The organism is Fructobacillus fructosus KCTC 3544 (assembly GCF_001438695.1).
Taxonomy (GTDB): domain Bacteria; phylum Bacillota; class Bacilli; order Lactobacillales; family Lactobacillaceae; genus Fructobacillus; species Fructobacillus fructosus.
On the sequence record NZ_JQBH01000014.1, the window covers coordinates 37,109 to 40,100 of the forward strand.

The following is a 2,992-nucleotide window of genomic DNA, read 5'->3' on the forward strand; positions in this document are numbered from 1 at the left end:
TTGCCCATCTTGTCCATAAAGAACACGGACTTCTTTAACAGTTCGTTGACGGTCTTGGCCAATTTGTGAATCGATATACCAAACATTCATTGTTGGGTCACTCGGAATACCCAAGTTTTCCTTGAAATTCGAAGTGTTGGTAAAAGTCTTCTGAATTTTTGTGATTGGTTGTGATTGGTAGGAAGAGTTGGACAAGTCTGTATAGTCAACAGTGACGCTTTGTCCCGGTTCCAACCAAGCCGAATACCATTGGACTGGTTGACCATCGGCATTTTTTGAATTGGCATAGAAGGCATCGGTATTAACAATTGGCGTATCACTAACTGAAGGATGGCTCCAATCTTGATCCCACTTAACACCAGGAGCAGTGATGGTTACTTTGGCATGGCTTTCAGCCTTTAGAAGAAGTTCCTGAGAAAGGACTTCTTTGGCATAACCGTTCTGGTTTGTCTTACTTTCTAAGTCTGCCAGAATTTGATTGTATTCGGCCATTTCCGTATCATACTTGGCTTTTGCTGCTGCGTTAGCGGCATCAGCGGCTGATTTTGCGCTATTGTAGGCATCATTCAGTGCCTGTTGTTTCTTCATATCGGCGGTAAGACTAGCAACTTGATTAGCATTGTCCTTGTTAATGTCATCAAATGATTGACTCTGCTTGTTATCCTCTTGAGTAACATCAACACCTGCCTCTTTGGCTGCCTTAGCAGTATCTTGCACAGTCTGATTGGACTTTTCCGCATTGGCAACGTTGGTCTTGTATTGCTTTGTTTCCGCTGTGGCAGCATTCAAAGTATCTGTCTGCTTGCTGTAGTCATCAGCTACCTGTTGGATCAAGTCGTCTTTATCAGACAAATTACCATTCAATTTTTGAGTTGGGTCTTGGTTTACTTTAACGCCCTCATTCTTCGCATCAGTGACGGCCCGATTTAAATTAGTATCATCAACAGCAATTTTCGTTACGTTCCCAGAAGTTTTTTCGGTAACTTTGGGCATGTTTTCTGTTTTAGCAGTTGTTTGCGTGGCATTTGTTGTCTGTGCAGTAGATGTTCCTGCAGTGTCACTTACTGTTGAACCCTGGTTGGCAGTTGTATAAGCGTTTTTTTGAGTACTTGAGGCAGCCGCTTCGGTTTGCTCCTGAGCTTGAGTAGTCGTTGTTGAAACTTCATCAGCTGATGCTGGTTGTGACAACACCACTCCTCCAGACAAAAGTGTCGCCGCTGCAAGAGAAGCATACAACCAGCGCTTCCCAGACTTATACATCTTAAAATGTTCTTTAACGTTCATTGTTTGTGTAGGCATAGATTTTCTCCTTTGATTTAAATACCTAAATAATTAAAGTGATTCGATAGTGGCAGTTATTGAAACTATTTAGCCGCTTTTAGTTTTTTACCATCAGCTTTCAAACTCATTTTTGTCTGTTGACTTTGATAGATACTATCAATCAATTCATCACGGTATGGTAATGAGGAACTTACAAACTCGACTGTTTGAGTTAGGTATTTGTCGGTGTCTGTAGCAGTAACGAGATCGGACATGATGACGTGCTTTTCAAAAAGACTAAGTTTTTTCCACATCTTTTTAAGCGTTAGTGGATCAATTTCACCAGTAATGGTTAGTTGATTTGGATTGAGACTTGGCGTGAGCCATTCTGGTAACAAGCATAGAATGACTGGTTGTAGTCCTTTATCATTAGTTTTACCAGAAGGCTCAAACCAAAGGACTTTCAAAATTGATTTGTTTAGGGTAATACCACCATCAAGCCAAAACTTCCGCCAGAGTTGACGGAAATATACAAAGGCACCTGTATAAGCTATAAAATAGCTGATAGATTGCCATGGTAGTGATGAGGTTTTAGAAATCACGCTAAGAATGGCATAGAACATAAAAATGTACAAAAGAAAATAAGCAACAAGTTTTCCTAGCCATAGAACCGAAATTCCTATAATAAATGCAGTCAAACGTAGCCAATCAAAGGGTTTAAAAAATGAAAGGTAGTGTTTAAACCTGCCCCACAAGTGGACCTCTTCTAGTTGGGCTGGTTCCCATAATGAGTCTTCCCACTGGTGATTGGTCGTTGAGAAATAACGCATCAGTTCAATCTTTTGATGAATGGACTGAGCGACAAATTCGTCATGACTGACCAAATCAATCGAATTGTGACTAACAATTTGAACATCGGCTGATGCAGATTGTTTATTTGCCATAAAATCTCCTTTTTAACTAATACCCAGATAACGATTTAGCGTTTGGTTGTAACCAGGGTTTGCCTTGGCTACAGCCACTGCTTCATCACGACTGGACTGTTGATTTAATAATTGACCAACGCGAAAGACCCGATAACTGTCATCACCGAGCTTGTTATCTGCAAAGCTTTGACGATAAATGTCCAAACTATTACGCTTTAACGAGTCATCTAAGGCTTGATAAGGTCTGTCTACTTGCTGGCTACTACTCGCTGAAGTTTCATTGCTTTGTTGTTGATTGTTTTGAGACGCCTCCTTTGAGTTTGAACTTGATTGGCCGGATGAAGCCTTCAGTTCAGAGTTTTTTGTATCAATTTGCTTCTGCAAACGTTCATTGCTCGATTGTGAGTCAGAGTAAGCCTTGAACCCAAAACCACCAGCAGAAATCAATGCTAAAGCAACTATTGAGGCGCCAACAATTTTTGGCGCTTTTCTCTTTGATTTCTTGTTAGTCGTTGCTTGAATTTCCACCTGTGCTTTTTGCCATTCAAGGAAATCTTTAAAGGTGAAGGATGAATCCGAAGTCTTAGAAAGTGCAGAAAGTTGCTCAGGTGAAACTTGATTAGCTTTCAAAGAACGATTTTCCCCCTGAAGAGCTGCTTCGTTATTTTTCATTTGAGTGATTGATACTAAAGCATCGGCCAATTGTTCATCTTTTTCTTGAAGTTCCTGGCGTAAATTAGCTGATTTTTCCTTCTCGATTTCAACAGCACGTAGCGCAATCTCACGCTTCTGAGCTTCAACATGAA

General features: G+C 40.6%; 3 protein-coding genes. All 3 read right to left on the bottom strand.

Annotation, left to right across the window (positions count from 1 at the left end; all coding sequences use genetic code 11):
- Positions 1-1,299 (bottom strand): KxYKxGKxW signal peptide domain-containing protein (locus IV71_RS06835; RefSeq protein ID WP_169790359.1); only part of this gene is annotated, 1,299 nt, incomplete at its 3' end.
- A gap of 65 nt (positions 1,300-1,364) precedes the next feature.
- Positions 1,365-2,204, bottom strand: a complete 840-nt coding sequence (locus tag IV71_RS06840) for a hypothetical protein (protein ID WP_010690506.1) — start codon at positions 2,202-2,204, stop codon at positions 1,365-1,367.
- Positions 2,205-2,216: 12 nt separating this feature from the next.
- A partial coding sequence (locus IV71_RS06845; RefSeq protein WP_162258600.1) for a hypothetical protein occupies positions 2,217-2,992 on the bottom strand: 776 nt, incomplete at its 5' end.

Excerpts from the sequence above, each read along its gene's own strand:
- IV71_RS06840 (WP_010690506.1), bottom strand. The coding sequence starts at position 2,204 with ATGGCAAATAAACAATCTGCATCAGCCGATGTTCAAATTGTTAGTCAC.